Below are 3166 nucleotides of genomic sequence, written 5' to 3'. Positions count from 1 at the left end.
GCGTGCGCAGGTCGGCGGGCGCCAGGTGGGCGACGCTCCCAAGGCGGTGGCCGACACGGGCGGAGGTCAGGAGGGGAGGGTGATCTCGACCTCGGTGCCCTGGCCGGGGACACTCACGATCGAGACCTCGCCCCCCAGCTCGGCCACGCGCCCCCGGATGGACCAGGCGACGCCCATGCGGCCGTCGGCGAGCGCCTCGTCCAGGCGCCCGTCCGGGATGCCCGGCCCGTCGTCCCTGATGCTGACGGTCACCGTGCCCTCGCCGGACTCCACCAGCACCCAGGCCCGGGCCCCCGGGCCGCAGTGGGCGCGGACGTTGTCCAGGGCCGCACCGACCGCCGCCGCGGCCTCCTGAGCCACCGTGGCCGGCAGCACCAGCGGGGTCGCCGGGGTGGACACCGTGACCTCGGGCGAGCCGTACCGCAGCAGGAGGGAGCGCAGGTCCGTCGCGCCCGAAGCCGGCGGGCCGGCCGTGATGAGATCGCGCAGGGCGGCCTCCTGCTCGCCCGCCAGGCGCCCCAGCTCGGCCGCCTCGCCACCGATCTGCCGCCCGCGCCGTTGAACCAGCGCCAGGACCTGTAAGACCGAGTCGTGGATGTCGCGGGCCAGCCGGTCGCGCTCGCGCTGGGCGGCCTCCATCTCGATGGCCCGCTGCATGCGTTCCTCGGCCTGCCTGGCCAGCCGGGCCACGTGGCCGACCACGACGCCCGCCAGGAAGAGCAGGACGGCGCCGTTGATCAGGATGGGCGCCTCATGGGTGCGGACGCGCAGCCACAGGTCGCCCGCCGCGACGACGGCCGCCGCCACCGCGCCCAGCCGCCTGCCCCCGTGCACGGCCCAGGCCAGCACGGGACCGGCCACCCAGGTGGCGGGGACGGGCATGGTGCCCTGCGCGCCCTGGCTGGCGCCTTCGACGTACGGGGAGGCGAGCAGGCACGCCATCGTCACCAGCAGGTCGATCGCCAGCAGCGGCCACCGGCGCAGGGACTCGGCCGAGTAGGCGAACGTCGCCCCCGCCGTCCACAGCGCCATCACGCCGATGACCAGCCAGCCCAGCACCGGGTGCTCGTAGCCGCGGTACTGGGCCATCAGCGCGGCCGCGTACACGAGCGACGCGATGCGGAAGACCGCGATCGCGCGCCAGAACGGCCCCTCGATAGCCATGAGTCCCTCTCATGTTTTCCGACAGGGAGGGTTGACAGATAGTCGTGGTATCCATGCGAATGGGACATGTCGGATGAAACAATCCGGGGACCCCTAATTTCAAGGAACCGATAGATGACCACCGCTGTTAATCATTTCACCTACGGTCTGCTGACGCCGTTGCTCGCCTACGTGATGTCGTGCATCGGCTCGATGCTCGGCCTGCGGCTCACCGCACAGGCGCACGCCTCGCGCGGCGGTGCCCGGGTGCGCTGGCTGCTCGGCGCGGCCATCTCGATCGGCGGCACCGGCATCTGGGTCATGCACTTCATCGCCATGATGGGTTTCCAGGTGCAGGGCACCCAGATCAAGTACGACGTGTGGCTCACCGCGGCCTCGGCTCTGGTGGCCATCGTGGTCGTGGGCACCGGTCTGCTCCTGGTCTCGTACGGTGGCGGCCGGGTCCTGGCGCTGCTCGGCGGCGGCCTGCTGACGGGTCTCGGCGTGGCCTCCATGCACTATCTCGGCATGTACGCGATGAACATGTCCGCCCACGTCTCCTATGACCGCGTCACCGTGGCCGCCTCTGTCGTCATCGCGGTGGTGGCCGCGACAGTGGCGCTGTGGTTCACGCTTCGGGTCAAGAAGACCATCTGGATCACCCTCGCCGCCCTCGTCATGGGCGTCGCCGTGTCGGGTATGCACTACACCGGCATGTACGCGATGCATGTCACGGTCGACGCCGAGCCCGGCATGGTCTCCGGTGCCGACGCGCTCGACTTCCTCGTGCCCCTCATGACCGTGATCAGCCTGATCACGCTGACCATGCTGCTCATGGTGATCCTCTCGCCGTCGGAGGAGGAGCTGCACGAGGACGCGGAGCTGGTGGCCAAGCTGGAGCTGCGCCGTCGTACCGCTCAGCAGCAGCAGCAGCTCACCTATCCCGCGCCGGTCGCGCCGATGCCCCAGCCGCGCCAGCCCATGCAGGCACGCAGAAGAAGGTAGTTGCGCGGGCGACAACTCCCTGTTCATACTCCCTTATCGGTGCGTAACGGATGGGTGGGGGTCATGTCGCCGATCGATCATTTCTCTTTTGGGCTCTTAACGCCCGTTCTCGCGTACATCATGTCCAGCGTGGGCTCCATGCTGGGACTGCTGCTGACCTCGAGAGCCCGCCTGGCCGGCGGGCGCGAGGGCAGATTCTGGCTGGTCGGGGCGGCCCTCGCGATAGGCGGCACGGGCATCTGGACCATGCACTTCATCGCCATGCTGGGCTTCTCGGTGGCCGGTTCGGTGATCCGCTACGACGTCCCGCTCACCGCCCTGTCCGCGTTCATCGCGGTCGTGGTCGTGGGGATGGGGCTGTTCCTCGCCTCTTATGGCGGCGAGCGACTGGGGTTCCTGCTCGGCGGCGGCGTCCTGACCGGATGCGGCGTGGCGAGCATGCACTACCTCGGCATGGCCGCTATGAACATGTCCGCCCACGTCTCCTACGACCCGGCGATCGTCTCCTTCTCCGTCCTGATCGCGATCGCGGCGGCGACCGTGTCGCTCTGGTTCACGCTGCGGGTCAGGGGCGCGCTCAAGATCGGCGGTGCGGCGCTGGTCATGGGCGTGGCGGTCTCGGGCATGCACTACACGGGGATGTACTCGATGTCGGTGACCACGCACCCGGAGCTGGAGCCCCTCTCCGGGGCCAGGGCGATCGACCTTCTCCTGCCGCTGATCGTCGGTATCAGCGTGATCACCGTGGGCCTGCTGCTCACCATCATCCTGTCGCCCTCGGAGAAGGAACTCCGCAGCGAGGCGGCGTTCAGGGCGCGGCTGCGCGACAACGACGAGGGCGTGCCGGAAGTGGATCTCTTCGGCACGCCCCGCGGTTGAGCTATCTCCTAGGTACGGCTTGCGGCGCGTAGTGGGCCGCCGACTAGAGCGTGTACGAAGTTCGGATCTTCAGGCTGGCCGGAGGCTTCGGATCCATAAGACGGCTCCGCGTAGGTGCAGGCCGGCCAGATAGCTGTCG

General features: G+C 69.4%; 3 protein-coding genes. 2 read left to right on the top strand and 1 reads right to left on the bottom strand.

Annotation, left to right across the window (positions count from 1 at the left end; all coding sequences use genetic code 11):
- Positions 1–66: 66 nt before the first annotated feature.
- Positions 67–1164, bottom strand: coding sequence for a DUF5931 domain-containing protein (locus AB0J09_RS60500; protein WP_360712893.1), 1098 nt, complete (start codon positions 1162–1164; stop codon positions 67–69).
- Between the two features lie 114 nt (positions 1165–1278).
- On the opposite strand from AB0J09_RS60500, the gene AB0J09_RS60495 reads away from it, so the two are divergent.
- Positions 1279–2148, top strand: coding sequence for an MHYT domain-containing protein (locus AB0J09_RS60495; protein ID WP_360712891.1), 870 nt, complete (start codon positions 1279–1281; stop codon positions 2146–2148).
- Between the two features lie 120 nt (positions 2149–2268).
- Positions 2269–3027 carry an MHYT domain-containing protein gene (locus tag AB0J09_RS60490; RefSeq protein ID WP_360712890.1) on the top strand — a complete coding sequence of 253 codons (759 nt, stop codon included), beginning with the start codon at positions 2269–2271 and terminating at the stop codon, positions 3025–3027.
- Positions 3028–3166: the final 139 nt, after the last annotated feature.

The sequence above is a fragment of the Nonomuraea sp. NPDC049784 genome (assembly GCF_040659615.1).
GTDB lineage: Bacteria > Actinomycetota > Actinomycetes > Streptosporangiales > Streptosporangiaceae > Nonomuraea.
Note: the sequence above shows the minus strand (reverse complement) of the source record. Positions and strands in the feature narration are given on the sequence as shown.

Coding starts and splice junctions, on each gene's coding strand:
- AB0J09_RS60495 (WP_360712891.1), top strand. CDS start 1,279: ATGACCACCGCTGTTAATCATTTCACCTACGGTCTGCTGACGCCGTTG.
- AB0J09_RS60500 (WP_360712893.1), bottom strand. CDS start 1,164: ATGGCTATCGAGGGGCCGTTCTGGCGCGCGATCGCGGTCTTCCGCATC.
- AB0J09_RS60490 (WP_360712890.1), top strand. CDS start 2,269: ATGTCCAGCGTGGGCTCCATGCTGGGACTGCTGCTGACCTCGAGAGCC.